This is a genomic window from Streptomyces sp. CNH287 (assembly GCF_000424825.1).
Genome location: NZ_KE384252.1, coordinates 165841 through 180740 on the forward strand (window position 1 = coordinate 165841; position 14900 = coordinate 180740).

The following is a 14900-nucleotide window of genomic DNA, read 5'->3' on the forward strand; positions in this document are numbered from 1 at the left end:
CGATTAGCTCAGCGGGAGAGCGCTTCCCTGACACGGAAGAGGTCACTGGTTCAATCCCAGTATCGTCCACCATCTCAGAACCCCCGGCAGATCTCGGCCGGGGGTTCTGTCGTGCCGTGTTGAGCCGTGCCGGGCTCTGCTGAGCCGTGCCGGCCTGACGCGGCCGGCTCGGCCCGTCCGGTCAGGAGGAGAAGAGCATCCTGCCGAAGCCCTGGCGGCCGCGGCCGTGATGCCCGTGATGGCCGTGCCCGCCCTGGTGCGGGGCGCCCCAGGCGGGGGCGGCCGGGTACGCCTGCGGGGCCGGACCGTGCCCCGGCTGGGCGGGCGGCGGCGGGGGCGGGGGCGCCTGCTGGGACCACTGCGACTCGAAGCGGCTCAGCGCCTCCAGCTCGCCGTAGTCGAGGAAGATCCCCCGGCAGCCGCTGCACTGCTCGATCTGGACACCGCTGCGGTTGAAACTCTGCATCGGCGCACCACACTTGGGACACTGCATCGTCGGCTTCATCTCCTCGCCGTTCGGTTCACTTGCGGCCCCACCCTACGGCTCCCGACCAGCCCGCAGTTGGACAATACGGTTACAGGACGCCACCAGCGCGTCCTCGTCCTCGTCCAGCGCGCGGTCCGCCGCCGACGCCTTGGCCACCGCGAGCGCCGCGCTCTGCGCCGTCAACGCGCGTGCGGGGGCGTCCAGTCGAGGCCACGGGTCGCCGCGGGTGCCCGAGGTGTCCTGGTAGGCCCCGAGCAGGCGCTCCCAGGACCTTGGGGGCAGCAGCCCGGCCGCGTACCAGGCGGCGGGGCGTGCCAGGTCCCAGAGGGGGTCACCCACGCCGAGATCGTCGATGTCGATGAGCAGCCAGCCACCGCCGGGCACCGGGTGGCGGACCAACTGCCCCAGGTGGAAGTCGCCATGGCACAGTGCGACGGCGCCGCCGCGCGCACCGTGCCCCTCAGACGTACGCTCGCCCCGGCACCACGCGGGCAGCCCCGCCCAGACGCGCTCGACGGCCTCCCGGGCCGCGCCGTGCCGCAGACCGGCGGCTCCGGCGGTGGCGGTCCGCATCCTTTCCAGCGCCGCGACCGCCCGCTGCGGGCCGCGCATCGCGGGCAGCGGCCCCGGCAGCCGCCCGCCCAGCGGGCCGGCGGGTACGGCGTGCAGCCGCGCCAGCAGCGTCCCGGCCGCCTCCCAGGGCGCCGCCGGCGGCGCGTCGGGATCGACGGGCACGCCGTACGGCCACACCGTCGCGGGGCGTCCGTCGCCGAGCCGGGTGACCAGGCCTGGAGGCAGCGGCGGCAGCAGTATGCCGGTGAGTTCGGGCGCGGCGGCCACGCGCAGACGGACGGCGAGAGCCGCCGCGTCCGTACCGGCCGCGTGTGCCTTGGCCACCGCACCGCCGACCCGGACCACCGTGCCGTCCGCCCGGTCCGCGAGCAGCTGCGGCTCACCCGGCCACGCGCCGCCCCCGGGGGCGGCGCGGGCGAGGGCGGTGAGCGCGTGGGCGAGCGGGGGGCCGTCGGCGGCTCGGTCCACGTACATGCGACCGGATCGTACGCGGCGCGCCAGGCGCCGTCCGCCCGGCGCAACCGCGGTGGCCGCGGCAGAAGGGGAGCCCCCGCACCGGGCCCGGACAGCCCGAAGCCCGGGCAGCTCCCCAGCTGCCCGGGCTCTCGTGCCGTCCGCCGCACCCCCGTCCCCACGGGGCTGTTGGTCGGATGTCCCCGACTCGGGCCGCTCTCCCGAGCCCGGGGCGCCTCTCAGCGCCCCAGCATTCCGGCCACGGACGACGCCTGTGTGACCACCGCGTCCACGCCGCCGAAGACGACGGCGAGGAGCAGGGCCAGCGGGAGCACCATCGCGGCTGCCACCAGCGGGTGCCGCCGCCCCCCGGGCCGGACGCCGATGGCGGCGACCGCCGCCATCCGTCCGTGTGCCCGGGACGCGGTACGCCCTGCCGTGTGCGCCATGATCGGCTCCTGTCAGTTCGGGGCGGCGGGCGTCTGACCTCGGGGGACGAGTGCTGCGCCCGCCGCTTGAGAGCAACATTAGGCGGGGGGGCGCCCATACGGCGTCATGCCCGCGTACTGACTCCGGGGCCTCCCCCAGGATGAGAGCCGACGGCCCCGGATACTACCCAGGGTGGAGAGCTCGCCCGGGACACCCGGGAGATCCCCCAGGGGTACTGCCTCATGCCAACGGCATTGCAGGTCAGCGGCATACTCCGGGCCTCCTCCGTGAGCCGGACGGCGGGGTGTCGCACGCCTGGGGGCGGCGGAATCCGCCTACGGGCGCACGGCTGCCCGACGGCCGGGCGCCCACAGCGCGCCAGGGAGCGTGCAGGTTCCGCGGGCGGCCCGGCAAACGGGGCGTCAACAGGCGTGACTTCTCTCACTCGGTTCCCGTGGCGCCATCCGGTACGCCGCGCCGCGGGGCGTCGAGGGGGCGCCGTGGCAGGGACCGGCGAGCTCCTGGCGCTGGGCCGGGACCGCCTTTCGTGCGGGTGCTGGCGGAGCGTCAATCGCCTTGCCAGGCACCCTCCTTGGGTCGCCGCACCGCCCAGTGCCGCTGGTCCGGGGCGGCTGCCCGCGACCGCGTGACAACCGCTCGCGGCACGCCGGTCAATCCCGCTGACGGCGCGTGTGCCGCCTATCGTGGCCGGGAGCCCGCAGTCCGTAAGCTGTCCCTCGTCAGACGGACGGGCAGCGGATGGGGCCTCCCCCGCCAGAGTTGGGGGCTGGGCCTCCCCACCGGAGTAGGGGAACGAGATGGCGATGATGCGGCTCCGGCGCGAGGACCCGCGAGTCGTCGGCTCGTTCAGGCTTCACCGGCGGCTCGGAGCGGGCGGCATGGGCGTGGTCTATCTCGGGTCCGACCGGCGCGGGCAGCGGGTGGCACTGAAGGTGATCCGCCCGGACCTCGCGGAGGACCCGGAGTTCCGTTCGCGTTTCGCACGCGAGGTGTCCGCCGCCCGGCGGATCAGCGGCGGCTGCACGGCGCGCCTGGTGGCGGCCGATCTGGACGCGGACCGGCCGTGGTTCGCCACTCAGTACGTGCCGGGGCCCTCGCTGCACGACAAGGTCAACGAGGGCGGCCCCATGCCGCCCTCGCAGGTGGCCTCCGTCGGAGCGGCGTTGGCGGAGGGGCTGGTCGCCGTGCACGAGGCCGGTGTCGTACACCGGGACCTGAAGCCGTCGAACATCCTGCTGTCCCCGAAGGGGCCGCGCATCATCGACTTCGGGATCGCCTGGTCGACGGGGGCGAGCACGCTCACGCACGTGGGCACCGCGGTCGGCTCGCCGGGCTTCCTCGCCCCCGAGCAGGTGCGCGGGGCGGCCGTGACCCCGGCGACGGACGTCTTCGCGCTGGGCGCCACCCTCGCCTACGCCGCGACGGCCGACTCCCCCTTCGGGCAGGGCAGTTCCGAGGTCATGCTCTACCGCGTGGTGCACGAGGAACCGCAGCTGCGGGACGTGCACGCGGCGCTGGCACCGCTGATCGAGGCGTGCCTGGTCAAGGCACCCGAGGACCGTCCCAGCACACTGCAACTCTCGCTGCGGCTCAAGGAGATCGCCGCCCGCGAGGCGCGCGGCCTGCCGGAGGGCGGCGGCGCGGGCACGCGGGCCGCTCCGCCGGCGCCGGAGCAGCCGGGCCGACGGCCCACCGGGAGGCGCGCGGACGAGTACGCGCGGCAGCACACCGAGCGCGAGCAGGGCGGGCCGGGCGCGGACCGGGCGCCCAGCTCCTCCCGTACGCCCTCCTCCCGCACTTCGTCCTCACGGCCGCACGCCTCCCGGCCCTCCGCTTCGCGGCCCTCCTCCTCGCGCCACCCGGCCGCGCGCCCCTCGGCATCCCGGCCGGTCCCGCGCGCGACGGGGGCGGGGCGGACGGGCGCGGGGCGAGCCGGCCCGGGGCGGACGGGCACGCGCCCCCCGGCCAGGCCGCGCAACCGTTCCGGCACGGGGGGCCGGGGCGGCCCGAACCGCAGACTGCTGCGGCAGCGGCTGGTGGTCTTCGTGACGGTGACGCTGCTCGTCGCCCTCGGTATCGCGGCGGCGCAGGGCTGCCAGAGCACCATACGGGGCCTGGGCGCGCCCGCCGCACCGTCGGCCGCCTCCACCGACGGCCCCCCGCCCGGGCCCACTCCGGGCCTGGGCCCGGGCTGACGCGCGCGCTGGCATCCGCTGCCTGGTCCCGCCAGCGCTCGGACGTCCCGGCGCCGAGCCGGTGTCCTCTCCGCGCTGCTCCGCGGCGCATCCTCCGCGCATCCCGGCGGGCAGCCGCGTGAGAGGCATGAGGTCGGGCCGGTGCCTACCGGTTCTGCCCGGCCGCGGGCAGGTGAACGGCCACGTCGTGGTCGGCATCGAGCAGCACCGGGAGCGTTGCCGGAAAACCGCGGTGGTGGGAAACCCGCGTCGTGCAGAGCGGTGCTGCCGTGGCTGCCACCGGCGTCCACGGGCGCACCCTCCGCCAGGGCCGCCCTCAAGCGGGCGACGTCGCCGTCCGGAGCGCCGTAGCGCACCCGAGCGCGCGCCATCCAGCCGCTGCCAGAGCGACGGCGCGGGCTACCTGGGCCTCGTCGCGTAGAGGGCGACGGCGGACGCCGCGGCGACGTTGAGGGAGTCCACTCCGGCGGCCATCGGGATGCGGACGTGCTCGTCGGCCGCGCGCAGGGCGCCGTCCGACAGGCCGTCGCCTTCGGTACCGAACATCAGGGCGAGCTTCCCGTACCGGCGGCCGGCCAGTTCGTCGATCGTGATCGACTGCTCGGAGAGGCACAGGGCCGCCGTCACGTAGCCGTGCCGACGGAACAGCCCGGCGTCCCGCGGCCATGCGTCCAGCCGGGTCCAGGGGACCTGGAAGACGGCGCCCATCGACACTTTCACGGCCCGCCGGTAGAGCGGGTCCGCGCAGCGTGGCGTGAGGAGGACGGCGTCCACGCCCAGGGCGGCGGCGTTGCGGAAGGCGGCCCCCAGATTCGCGTGGTCGACCATGTCCTCGAAGAGGGCGACCCGCCGGTCGGCACTCTCCCGCGTGCTGCGGGGCGAGGACGCGCCCAGCAGCACGTCCGCCTCGGGCAGGGCCTTGCGCCGCATGGAGGCCAGGGCGCCCCGGTGCACGTGGTAGCCGGTCACGCGGGCGGCCAGCTCCGGGGTGACCTCGTAGACGGGCGCGGTGGTGCGCTCGATCACCTCGCGCATCACCTCCAGCCACTTGGCGGTGAGCAGCATCGAGCGCATGGCGTAACCGGCGTGCTCGGCGCGGCGGATGACCTTCTCGCCCTCGGCGATGAAGAGACCCTCGGCCGGTTCGCGCCGCCGGCGCAGCTCGACGTCGGTCAGGGCCGTGTAGTCGCTCAGCCGGGGGTCGTCCGGGTCGTCGACGGTGATGACGTCAGCCACCGCTGTTGCATCCTTCCGTGTGCCGGGTCCTGCCTGCGGGGCGCCGTTCGTCGTTCACCGCGGACCGTCAGCGGGGGCCCACGATGGTGACGACCTCGCCCACGACGATCACGGCGGGCGGCCGTACGTCCGCCGCCTCGGCGATCGAGGCGGCCGTCGCCAAGGTGGCGTCCACCCGGCGCTCGTTGGCCATGGTTCCCTCCTGCACCATCGCCACCGGGGTGTTTGCCGCTCGGCCGTGCCGGATCAGTGTCTCGGCGATGGCGCCGAGGCGCTCGACGGCCATCATGAGCACGAGCGTGCCGCGCAGCCGGGCGAGCGCCTCCCAGTCGACCAGGGAACGCGGGTCATCGGGGGCGACATGACCGCTGACGACGGTGAACTCGTGCGCGACACCCCGGTGCGTGACGGGGATGCCGACCGCACCGGGCACGCTGATGGAACTGGAGATGCCGGGCACGACGGTGACCGGCACCCCGGCCGCCGCGAGCTGCTCGGCCTCCTCCATGCCCCGGCCGAAGACGAAGGGATCGCCACCCTTGAGCCGTACGACCGAGCGGCCCGCCCGGGCGTGCTCGATCAGCGCGTCGTTGATCGCCTCCTGCGCCATCGCCCTTCCGTACGGGATCTTCGCCGCGTCGATCACCTCGACGTGCGGGGGGAGTTCGTCCAGCAGGTCGCGCGGGCCGAGCCGGTCGGCGATCACCACGTCCGCCTCGGCCAGCAGCCGCCGCCCGCGCACGGTGATCAGGTCGGGGTCACCCGGGCCGCCGCCCACCAGCGCCACCCCGGCGGTGCGCGCGCGGTGCCGGGGGGCGACGAGCGTGCCCTCCCGCAGCCCCTCGACGACCGCGTCCCGTACGGCGGCGGAGCGGCGCGGGTCGCGGCCGGTGAGGACGGCGACGGTGACCCCGTCGCTGCGGCCGGTGGCGGGCGTCCAGGCGGTGGCCGCCTCGGCGTCGTCGCTGCGTACGGCCCAGACGCGGTGCGCCTCGGCCTCGGCGGAGGCGGCGGCGTTGGCGGCCGGGTCGTCGGTGGCGATCAGGGCGTACCAGGCGTCCGCGAGGTCGCCGTCCCGGAAGGGCCGCCGCTGCCAGGTCAGCTCGCCCGCGTCCGCCATGGCCTCCACCGAGGGGGTGACGGAGGGGGCGACGAGGGTGACGTCCGCGCCCGCGGCGAGCAGGGCGGGCAGCCGCCGCTGCGCCACCGTGCCGCCGCCGAGGACCACGACACGACGTCCGGACAGGCGCAGCCCTACGGGGTAGGCGGGGGTATCGGACATCGCGGCGGGGCTCCTTGCGGTGACGCGGTGGTGCGGTGGTGCCGCTGCGGCGTCGGAGCGGCGTCGGGAAGAGGGGCGGGGCGGAAGGGGACAGGCGGCAGGGGAAACAGGGCGGGCGGGACGCTGAACACCTTAGTACTCCGGCGCGCACCCCCCGTCGGCGCTGGTCAGGTGGGACACCTCACACCGGCGCATGACGCGGCGTCAGCCGTCTGGCTCCGCGTCGGCGCGCCCCGCCGGGTCCGTTTGACACTCCCTGCGCGCGGGGCGAACTCTGGAACATGCCGAGAAGCCGCGCCGCCCTCGCCCTCCTGCTGCCGCTCCTGCTGCTGGTGCCCGCCGGCCCGGCGCGGGTGGAGACCCTGGGGGACTGGCCGGAGCCGGTACCGGTCGTGTCCCAGGTCGAGACGGACGACCCGGTCGTCTTCCTCACCATCGATGACGGCTGGCACCGCGACCCGGCCGCCCAGCGGCTCCTGCTGGACCGGCAGGTGCCCGCGTCGCTCTTCGTGCTGCCCGGTGCGTACGCGGAGGACACCGGCTACTTCCGCGCGCTGCTCGGCCGGGGACCCGCCCGGCCGGAGAACCACACCGTCTCCCATCCGGAGCTGGACACCCTCGGCTTCGCCGCCCAGCGGGCGGAGGTCTGCGGCGTCCGCGCCCGGCATCTCGCCGCGTTCGGGGACGGTCCTCGGCTGCTGCGCCCGCCGAGGGGCCGCTACGACGGGTGGACGCCCAGGGCCGCCGGCGGCTGCGGGGCGGCGGCGGTGGTCATGTGGACCCATGACTTCACCACCTGGGGCGACTCGGCGCCGCCCACGCCGCGGCTGGAGGCCGGGGACATCGTCCTGCTGCACTTCACGCCCACCCTGGAGGCGGACCTGACCCGGGCGCTCGACGCGGCCGACGCGGCCGGTCTGCGGCCCGCCCAGCTGAGGCGGTATCTCGCGGACTGAGGCCGGCGGGGCCGGCCCGCACCCGGCGCCGCACACGCCGACGTGGCCCTCCCCGCGCGGGGAGGGCCACGGGAGCCGGGATCAGTTCTTCTCGGTGACGCCCGCCGAGTCGAAGGTGGCCACCTCGTGCATCGCGCGGGCGGTGCTCTGCACCATCGGCAGCGCGAGCAGCGCTCCCGTACCCTCGCCGAGCCGCAGGTCGAGGTCGATGAGCGGGCGCAGACCCAGCTTGGTCAGCGCGGCCACATGGCCCGGCTCCGCACTGCGGTGCCCGGCGATGCACGCGGCCAGCGCCTCCGGGGCGATGAGCCGCGCGACCAGCGCCGCCGCGCCCGCGCTGACGCCGTCCAGGATCACCGGCGTACGCAGCGAGGCCCCGCCCAGGATCAGGCCGGTCAGCGCCGCGTGCTCCAGCCCGCCGATGGCGGCCAGCATCCCCAGCGGGTCCGCCGGGTCCGGCCGGTGGAGCTGGAGGGCACGGCGGACCACCTCGACCTTGCGGGCGTGGGTCTCGTCGCTGATCCCGGTGCCGCGCCCGGTGACCTCCGCCGGGTCGGCGCCGGTGCACACCGCGATCAGCGCCGCCGAGGCGGTGGTGTTGGCGATGCCCATCTCACCGGTGAGCAGGGCCTTGTTCCCCGCCGCCACCAGGTCGCGCGCGGTCTCGATGCCGACCTCGACCGCCCGCAGCACCTCCTCCTGGGTGAGGGCGGGCCCCTGCGTCATGTCCGCGGTGCCGTGCCGTACCTTGCGGGGCATCAGCCCGGGACTGGTGGGGAGTTCGGCCTTGACCCCGACGTCGATGACGCACACCTCGGCACCCACCTGGGCCGCGAAGGCGTTGACCACGGCGCCGCCGCCGAGGAAGTTGGCGACCATCTGCGCCGTCACCTCCTGCGGCCAGGAGGTGACCCCCTGGGCGTGCACGCCGTGGTCACCGGCGAACACCGCCACCGCGGCGGGCTCCGGAATCGGCGGCGGGCACTGCCGGGAGAGACCGCACAGCTGCGCGGAGATGATCTCCAGCATGCCGAGCGCACCGGCCGGCTTGGTCATCCGCTTCTGCCGCTCCCACGCCTCGCCGAGCGCTTTGGCGTCCAGCGGGCGGATGCGCTCCAGGGTCTCGGCCAGCAGGTCGTGCGGTGCCGCACCGGGCAGCGCGCGCCGGCCGTAGGACTCCTCGTGCACCACCCAGGAGAGCGGGCGGCGCTTGGACCAGCCCGCCTGCATCAGCTCGGGCTCGTCCGGGAACTCGTCGACGTAGCCGATGCACAGGTACGCGACCACGTCGAGGTGCTCGGGCAGGTCGAGGGCGCGGACCATCTCCCGCTCGTCGAAGAAGCTCACCCAGCCGACGCCGAGGCCCTCGGCGCGCGCGGCGAGCCAGAGGTTCTCGACGGCGAGCGCGGAGGAGTACGGCGCCATCTGCGGCTGGCTGTGCCGCCCCAGGGTGTGCCGGCCGCCGCGGGTGGCGTCAGCCGTCACCACGATGTTCACCGGCGTGTCGAGGATCGCCTCGATCTTGAGTTCCTTGAACTGCTTCGCGCGCGCCTTGGGCAGCGACTTGGCGTACGCGTCCCGCTGGCGCTGCGCCATCTCGTGCATGGTGCGCCGGGTGTCCTCGGACCGGATGACCACGAAGTCCCAGGGCTGCGAGTGGCCGACGCTGGGCGCGGTGTGCGCCGCCTCCAGAACTCGGAGCAGCACGTCGTGCGGGATCGGGTCCGGCCGGAAGCCCTTGCGGATGTCGCGGCGTTCGCGCATGAGCCGGTGCACAGCCTCGCGCTCCGCCTCGTCGTAGCCGGAGGCGGCCGAGGACTCCGGCCGGGCGGGGGGCTCCTGCGCCTCCGGGGCCTTCGCCGCCTCCGCAGCTGCCGGGGGCTCGGCCTCGGCCTCGGCCTCGCTCTCGGCCTCGGTCACAGCCTCGGCCTCCGGCGGAGCCGGGGCGGCGGCCGGGTCCGGTGTCCGGGCCGGTACCGCGGACTCGGCGCCGGTGGACGGCGCGGCCTGCGCCTCTGCACCGCCTTCACTTATCGGCGGCTGCGGCGCGGCTGGCTGCGCGGCGGCCGGGGCTTCGGCCTCCTGGGTGGCCGCCGCGGGTTCGGACTGGGCCGCCGCGGGCTCCGGAGCGCCTTCCGGCACACCCTGCGGCGTGGGCTCGGCGGCGGGCTGCGCGACCGCCGCGGGCTCCGGCTCCGGCCCGGCGGACTCCGGCGCGGCTGCCGCCTCGGCCGACACCGGTTCCCCTGCGGGCTCCGAGGTCTCCTCCGCGGCGGCGGCTGCCGGGTGGGCGGCCGGTGCGGCCGTCTCCGAGGTGGCCTGCTGCGGGATGCGCGCCACCGAGGGCGCCGTCTCCGCCGCCACCGGGGCGGTCTGCGCCGCTACGGGCTCCGGCGCGGCAGGCTCCGCTGCGGCAGGCTCCGCCGCCACCGGCTCGGGCTGTACGGCTTCCGGCTCCGCCGCTGCCTCGGACTGTGCGGCCTGCGACGCCGCCGCGGGCTCCGGCTCGGGGCTCACGGGCTCGGTGTGCATCGGCTCGGTGTGCACGGGCTCGGCGGCTACGGCGTCGTCGCCCGCCGGTACGGCCTGCGGCCCGGCGACCGGGGCCGCGTCCGGCACCTGGGCCGGCTGGGGCGCCGCGCCCTGCGCGGTCGGAATGGGCACGGCGGCCACCGGCTCGGCCGCGGCGGACGGCTCGACGGGGAGTGCCTGCTCCGGCACTTCGACGGGCACCGGCTGCGCGACCGGCTGCGCGGAGGGGTCCACGGGCGCGGCGGGCGCCGGGATGGCCGCGAGGTCGGGCCCGGGGAGCGGGGTCCCGCTGCCCGGCGCCGCCCCCGCCGACTGCGGTGCACGCGAGGTCCAGGCGTCCGGCTGGGCCGGGATCTCGCCGAGCTGCGGTCCGGGCAGGGAGTCGGGCCCCTGGTTCGCGATGTCGAGGTATTCCAGCCCGGTGGCGGGCAGCCCCGGCTGCGGCACCGGGGACGGTGCCGGGGTGCCCGGGGTGGGCGCCGCGGAACCCGGCCGCGCATGCTGCTGCGGCGAGGTGCCGTTGACCACCTGGGCGGGGGGCGCGGCAGGCGCGCTGGGGCCGCGGTCGGCGAGCGACCGCACGGCGCCCGACTGCTCGGGGACCGGGGGGCCGAGATGGAGCGGGCGGCGCGGCTGCGCCGCCTGCGGCTGGCCGGGCTCGGGCCGTGGCTCGGCTGCGGACGGCGCCTCGGGCGGGCGCTGGGCGTCCGGCGGAAGGGGGGCGTCCGGCGCGGACTGAGAGTCAGCGGGAGAGGTGGCGGGCGTGGACGGGGCTTCGCCCTGGGGCTCCCCGTGCGCGCCGCCTCCGGCGACCGGTTCGGGGGCCGGGGTGCCGGCCACGCCGTTGGGGGCCGCAGCAGCAGCGCCGTTCACGACGGCTCCGGGCATACCCGGCGCACCGGGGACTCCGGAGGCGGGCGCGGCGACGGGCGTACCGGCGGCCGGGGTGCCCGCGGCCGGGGCGCCGGCGGCGGGAGGAGCCCCCGCGCCGTGCACTCCCCCGCCGGGCATCCCCTCGACGTGCGCACCGTAGATGTCCCCGGTGGTCATGCCGTTCACGCCGCCGGTCGGCACCCCGCCCGGCGGAGTACCGGGCTGCGGCATCCGGACCGCGCCGTAGTCGATCGTCCCGGAGTTCCGGCCGTCCGTCTCGTGCGTGCCCACCGGGCGGGTGTGCTGGGGGGCCGGGGCGACCAACTGGGTGTCGCCCCAGGCTCCTTGGGAACCCGGCATCAGCAGGTCCTCCTCGTCGCCGGACGGGCCGGGAGCGCCCGCCGCCGGGTCCGCCGAGGAATACGCGCCGGGGGCGGCCGGGGTGCCCGGCTGCGGCTCCGGCTGTGCGCCCGCGTGGGCCGGCGCTCCCTCGCCGGGGATCTGGCCGGTGTCAGTCATGCGTACCCCTCGCCCATCGGTAGTCCTCTTCCCACCCGGCGGATGCCCGCCGCGCCCCCTGGATGAAGAACGAGCGCGTGCTCGTTGCGGCACGAGCCTCCGTCCCCGCCACCCGGACATTGAGGACGAAGTGTCCGTGTCCGGAGACGGCACAACGGTCCATCAGCCTACCGGGCACAGAGCACTTCACCTGCCACGGGTGGGTGAGAAGTGGCACTCCGCGGGCTTCGTCAGCAATGTTCACGGGACTTCATCCGCGGACACCCGAAAGGAGGAAAACGACCGTACGTTCGCTCTCCGCCCAGTGCCGCGTGTCGAGTTCGACCGACTGGAGCAGGGCGCACTCCACGGCGTAGCCGCCGTCCGCCAGGACCCGCCCGATCGCCTCCGCCTCGTCCCGGGTCGTCGCGTGGGTCACGATCCGCTCCGGGCGCCGGTCGCACACCGCGGCCACCGTGCGGACGTCGCCGCCGCCGATCCGTACGACGTCCGGCTCGGGCAGGTCCTCCAGCACGTGCGGGGCCGTGCCCGCCACCGTCTGGAGCTGGAGCCCGCGGCTGCGGGCCGCGGCGGCCGTGCGGGCGCACGCCTCCGCGTCCCGGTCGACCGCGATCACGGCGGCACCGAAGCCCGCCGCCTCCAGAGCCACCGCTCCGCCGCCCGAGCCGATGTCCCAGACCAGATCGCCGATACGGGGTCCGAGCCGGGCCAGTTGGGCGGCGCGCAGCTGCGCCGACCCGCCGGGGCGGGTGCGGGCTCTTGCGTCCTGCGCGTACTCCGCCGCCGGGCGCGCCCAGCCGCGGGCGGCCGGCGGGTAGCCGGGCTCGCGGCCCGCCAGCCAGCCCGAGTTCTGGTGCTCGCGGGAGCCCGCGTCCACCGTGCCGCCGAGGACTATCACCACGTTGGGGTCGCGCCAGGTGTGGTCGGCGACCTTGTCCGAGGTGAGCACGCTGATCTCCTCGCGGTCGGTGCCCAGCGCCTCGCAGATGACGAAGGTGCGGTGGACTCCCGCCAGCAGCAGCGCCAGTTCGGGCGGCCCGGCACCGGGTGAGGTGAGGACGGCGACCTTGGTGTGCGCGCGGCAGACGTTGACCGCGCGGCGCAGGGAGCGGCGCTGCGCGACGACCACCTGCGCGTCGTCCCAGGCCATGCCGGCCCGGGCGAAGGCGGTGGCCACCGCGGAGACGGCGGGCAGCACCTCCACCTCCAGCCCGTGTTCGGGTGCGCGCAGGGTCCGTACGACGCCGAAGAAGCCGGGGTCGCCGTCGGCCAGCACGACGGCGGTGCCGCGGTGTCCGGCGATCCGCCGGGCGGCGAGCGAGACGCTGCCCAGCCGGATGCGCTCGGCGGCGGGCGGTACCTCGGGCAGGGCCAGATGGTGTGCTGCACCGGCGACCAGGGTGGCCGCGCCCAGGGCGGCGCGGGCCGCATCGGTCAGCGGCGTGCCGTCCCACCCGATCACAGTCACACGGTCGGCCATCGGCGGATTTCTCCTGCTCCTGTGCGGGTGCGGTGCGGGTGCTGGTGCGCGTGGGGTGCCGGTGCGGCGGGGCCGGGTCCCTCCGGCCGGGGCAGAGCGAGATTACCCCCGCCGAAGGCAGGTGCGCGGCGCGGGTGCGCTCAGTTCCATTCGGGATAGGCGGAGAATCCGCCGCCGTCGGAGAACTGCTCGGGCGCTCCGTCGAAGTCCTCGGGCAGCAGGCTCCAGACGATGAGGTCGGTGCGGATCTCCGTCCAGCCGCCGTCCTCGGTGCGGGAGCGCGCGGTCCAGGCGTTGCGCAGGACGCCTTCGCTGATGCAGCCGAGCTTCTGGGCGACCTGCTGTGAGGCGGTGTTGTCGGCGGCGGTGCGCAGTTCGAGGCGCTCGAACTTCTGGTCCTGGAAGAGCCATTGCGCGGTGGCGAGCACGGACTCGGAGGCGTACCCCTCGCCGCGGGCCCAGGGCGCGATGACGTAGGAGATCTCGGTGATGAGCAGCCGCCAGTCGGTGTTCTTGACGTGCACGGTGCCCACCAGCCGCTGGGTGAGGAACTCGGTGACGGCCAGCACGATGCCGCGCCCCGCCGTGCGTTCGGCGGGCGCCTGCCGGGTGATCCAGGCCCGCGCGTCGGCCTCGGTGTAGGGGGCGGGGACGGAGGTCCAGACGGCGACCAGTTCGTCGTTCATCATCTCCGTGAAGGAGGGGATGTCCGCCAGCTCGAACGGGCGCAGTACAAGCCGGTCCGTACTGATGGAGATGTCCGGAAAGGTCGGTGTCATGCGCCGCTCCATGCAGATGCCTCGGGGGTCCGGGGCCGCGCCCAGGAAGGTTGCAGCAGTGCACAGCATGCAGCATCGCACCGGGGACGCGCAGCGCCGGGCCCCTGTGGTGGCACGGGCCCGGCGCTGTGAGTCGACTTGTCGCTACGAGGACTTGACCGGGCCGAACGCCGGGAGGATGGCGCCGTCGTCGTAGGTGTCCTCGATGTACTTCTTGACCTCGTCGGAGTTCAGGATGCGGGCCAGCTTCTTGACGCGGGGGTCGTCCTCGTCCCCCTTCTTGACGACGAGGAGGTTGGCGTACGGGTTGCCCTCCGCCTTCTCCAGCGCCAGCGCGTCGGTGGCGGGCTTGAGGTCCGCCTCGATCGCGTAGTTGCCGTTGATCACGGCGGCGTCGACGTCACCGAGCGCGCGCGGCAGGGTGGCGGCCTCCAGCTCCTTGAACTTCAGGCCCTTGGCGTCCTTGATGTCGGAGAGCGAGGCGTCCGCTCCGGCGCCGGGCTTGAGCGTGATGAGGTCGTTGTCGGCCAGGAGCTGCAGCGCGCGGCCCTCGTTGGTCGTGTCGTTGGGGACCGCGACGGTCTGGCCGCTCTTGAGGTCCTCCAGGTCCTTGAGGTCCTCCGAGAAGAGCCCGAGCGGTTCCAGGTGCACGCCGGTCACGCCCACGAGGTGGGTGCCCTGCTTCTTGTTGAAGTCGTCCAGGTAGGGCTTGTGCTGGAAGAAGTTCGCCTCGACCTGGCCGCTCTCGGTGGCGGTGTTGGGCAGGACGTAGTCGGTGAACTCCTTGACCTCCACCTTCACCCCCTCCTTGGGCGCCAGCTCCTTGCTGACGTAGTTGAGGATGTCCCCGTGCGGGGTGGGGCTGGCGGCGACGACCAGTGGCTTGTCGGCGTCACCGGCGTCGTCGGACGAGCTGGCCGGGTCGGAATCGGTGCCGCAGGCGGAGAGCGCCAGGGCGAGGGCGGTGGTGGCTGCCGCGGCAGCGGTGATCTTGATGTTCCTGCGCACGAAAAGTGCCTCTTTCCTTGGTTCCTTGGTTCCCTGATGCGTGGGGTGGGTGTGTGGGTGTGTGGTGTGCCGGTTCC

Annotated in this window: 11 protein-coding genes; 2 read left to right on the forward strand and 9 right to left on the reverse strand. The window is 75.3% G+C overall.

What is annotated here, in order from left to right; all coding sequences use genetic code 11:
* Window positions 1-181: 181 nt before the first annotated feature.
* The 3 genes from H299_RS0128220 to H299_RS0128230 all read right to left on the reverse strand — a co-directional run bounded on the left by H299_RS0128220 (window position 182) and on the right by H299_RS0128230 (window position 1962).
* Entirely contained in the window at window positions 182-493 is a 312-nt protein-coding gene (locus tag H299_RS0128220) for a TFIIB-type zinc ribbon-containing protein (protein WP_027751153.1), read from the reverse strand.
* Between the two features lie 45 nt (window positions 494-538).
* Window positions 539-1534, reverse strand: coding sequence for a phosphotransferase (locus H299_RS36735; protein ID WP_037761110.1), 996 nt, complete (start codon window positions 1532-1534; stop codon window positions 539-541).
* Window positions 1535-1752: 218 nt separating this feature from the next.
* The gene (locus H299_RS0128230) at window positions 1753-1962 is read right to left on the reverse strand and encodes a hypothetical protein (RefSeq protein ID WP_027751154.1); all 210 of its coding nucleotides are present in this window, start codon (window positions 1960-1962) and stop codon (window positions 1753-1755) included.
* Between the two features lie 798 nt (window positions 1963-2760).
* Here H299_RS0128230 and H299_RS36740 point away from each other — a divergent pair.
* Window positions 2761-4158, forward strand: a complete 1398-nt coding sequence (locus tag H299_RS36740; protein ID WP_078513113.1) for a serine/threonine protein kinase — start codon at window positions 2761-2763, stop codon at window positions 4156-4158.
* Between the two features lie 399 nt (window positions 4159-4557).
* Here the strand turns inward: H299_RS36740 and H299_RS0128240 are convergent, their stop codons facing one another.
* Together H299_RS0128240 and cobA are read right to left on the reverse strand one after the other, a co-directional pair.
* On the reverse strand, window positions 4558-5394 hold the full coding sequence (locus H299_RS0128240; RefSeq protein WP_027751155.1) for a TrmH family RNA methyltransferase: 837 nt from the start codon (window positions 5392-5394) through the stop codon (window positions 4558-4560).
* 67 nt (window positions 5395-5461) lie between these two features.
* Window positions 5462-6676: a uroporphyrinogen-III C-methyltransferase gene (gene cobA / locus H299_RS0128245; RefSeq protein WP_027751156.1), complete on the reverse strand. Its 1215-nt coding sequence runs from the start codon at window positions 6674-6676 to the stop codon at window positions 5462-5464.
* 281 nt (window positions 6677-6957) lie between these two features.
* On the opposite strand from cobA, the gene H299_RS0128250 reads away from it, so the two are divergent.
* Window positions 6958-7632: a polysaccharide deacetylase family protein gene (locus tag H299_RS0128250; protein ID WP_027751157.1), complete on the forward strand. Its 675-nt coding sequence runs from the start codon at window positions 6958-6960 to the stop codon at window positions 7630-7632.
* 81 nt (window positions 7633-7713) lie between these two features.
* On the opposite strand, the gene cobT is transcribed toward H299_RS0128250, so the two are convergent.
* From cobT to H299_RS0128270, 4 genes are all read right to left on the reverse strand, one after another.
* The gene (gene cobT, locus H299_RS0128255; RefSeq protein ID WP_027751158.1) at window positions 7714-11556 is read right to left on the reverse strand and encodes a nicotinate-nucleotide--dimethylbenzimidazole phosphoribosyltransferase; all 3843 of its coding nucleotides are present in this window, start codon (window positions 11554-11556) and stop codon (window positions 7714-7716) included.
* Between the two features lie 250 nt (window positions 11557-11806).
* Window positions 11807-13036, reverse strand: coding sequence for a precorrin-6y C5,15-methyltransferase (decarboxylating) subunit CbiE (gene cbiE, locus H299_RS0128260; RefSeq protein ID WP_027751159.1), 1230 nt, complete (start codon window positions 13034-13036; stop codon window positions 11807-11809).
* A gap of 140 nt (window positions 13037-13176) precedes the next feature.
* Window positions 13177-13815 carry a GNAT family N-acetyltransferase gene (locus tag H299_RS0128265; protein WP_027751160.1) on the reverse strand — a complete coding sequence of 213 codons (639 nt, stop codon included), beginning with the start codon at window positions 13813-13815 and terminating at the stop codon, window positions 13177-13179.
* Window positions 13816-13959: 144 nt separating this feature from the next.
* Entirely contained in the window at window positions 13960-14823 is an 864-nt protein-coding gene (locus H299_RS0128270; RefSeq protein ID WP_027751161.1) for a MetQ/NlpA family ABC transporter substrate-binding protein, read from the reverse strand.
* Window positions 14824-14900 lie beyond the last annotated feature (77 nt).

Coding starts and splice junctions, on each gene's coding strand:
- H299_RS0128220 (WP_027751153.1), bottom strand. CDS start 493: ATGCAGTGTCCCAAGTGTGGTGCGCCGATGCAGAGTTTCAACCGCAGC.
- H299_RS36735 (WP_037761110.1), bottom strand. CDS start 1,534: ATGTACGTGGACCGAGCCGCCGACGGCCCCCCGCTCGCCCACGCGCTC.
- H299_RS0128230 (WP_027751154.1), bottom strand. CDS start 1,962: ATGGCGCACACGGCAGGGCGTACCGCGTCCCGGGCACACGGACGGATG.
- H299_RS36740 (WP_078513113.1), top strand. CDS start 2,761: ATGGCGATGATGCGGCTCCGGCGCGAGGACCCGCGAGTCGTCGGCTCG.
- cobA (WP_027751156.1), bottom strand. CDS start 6,676: ATGTCCGATACCCCCGCCTACCCCGTAGGGCTGCGCCTGTCCGGACGT.
- H299_RS0128250 (WP_027751157.1), top strand. CDS start 6,958: ATGCCGAGAAGCCGCGCCGCCCTCGCCCTCCTGCTGCCGCTCCTGCTG.
- cobT (WP_027751158.1), bottom strand. CDS start 11,556: ATGACTGACACCGGCCAGATCCCCGGCGAGGGAGCGCCGGCCCACGCG.
- cbiE (WP_027751159.1), bottom strand. CDS start 13,036: ATGGCCGACCGTGTGACTGTGATCGGGTGGGACGGCACGCCGCTGACC.
- H299_RS0128265 (WP_027751160.1), bottom strand. CDS start 13,815: ATGACACCGACCTTTCCGGACATCTCCATCAGTACGGACCGGCTTGTA.